This is a genomic window from Bordetella petrii, assembly GCF_020991325.1.
Taxonomy (GTDB): Bacteria; Pseudomonadota; Gammaproteobacteria; order Burkholderiales; family Burkholderiaceae_B; genus Bordetella_A; species Bordetella_A petrii_E.
Map to the genome: position 1 here is coordinate 1 of NZ_JAJMLX010000529.1, position 759 is coordinate 759.

Genomic DNA, 759 nt, shown 5'->3' on the forward strand with positions numbered 1-759 from the left:
GGCCAGGAACCGCCGGCGGGCCGCCGCGTCGGGCACCACGACGACCGCCGCCGAGCTGGCAAGCGCCTGCTCGGCCAGGCGTTCCATGCGGCTATGCGCCGACAGGGCATGCACGGCAAGGCGATCGGGATGGCGGGCGATGACATCCAGGGTGCTTTCCCCGATGGAGCCAGTGGCCCCCAGGATGGCAACGCGTTGAAAACGGCTCAAGTCAGGACTCCAGACAACAACAGGGCAAACGGCGCCACCGGCAGGATGGCATCGATGCGATCGTAGACCCCGCCATGCCCCGGCAGCAGCGCGCTGGAATCCTTGCGGCCAGCGCGCCGCTTGAGCAGGGACTCGAACAGGTCGCCCACGATGGACAAGGCGCCCAGCAAGGCCGCAGCCGGCAGCGCCAGGCCCAGCGACCAGCGTTCGACCAGGGCATGCCCGAAGCTGTTCGCCCACAGGCTGGACACCCAGACCCAGGCCACGGCGCCCAGGATGCCGGCTACCGCTCCCTCGACGGTCTTGCCCGGGCTGACCCGGGGCGCCAGCTTGCGCTTGCCAATGGCGCGGCCGACGAAATACGCGGCGATATCGGCCACCCATACCAGCGCCAGCAGCGACACCACGAACCAGCCGCCGCGCGCCATGTACATCAGCGCCAGCACCGACCAGGCAGCCAGAATGGCCGGAACGCTGAACAGCGACCAGGCCAGGCTGGCCGGCGGCGCATCGGCCCGGCCGCGCACCACCGCGGCCGTCACGGCCAGC

1 protein-coding gene and 1 pseudogene are annotated in these 759 nt (G+C 70.8%); both read right to left on the minus strand.

Annotated elements, in window-relative coordinates:
* Nucleotides 1–210, minus strand: a pseudogene (locus LPZ50_RS25150) (1-deoxy-D-xylulose-5-phosphate reductoisomerase); the annotation flags it as partial.
* Nucleotides 207–759 (minus strand): phosphatidate cytidylyltransferase (locus tag LPZ50_RS25155; protein ID WP_230665540.1); only part of this gene is annotated, 553 nt, incomplete at its 5' end. The pseudogene LPZ50_RS25150 and the gene LPZ50_RS25155, both read right to left, overlap by 4 nt.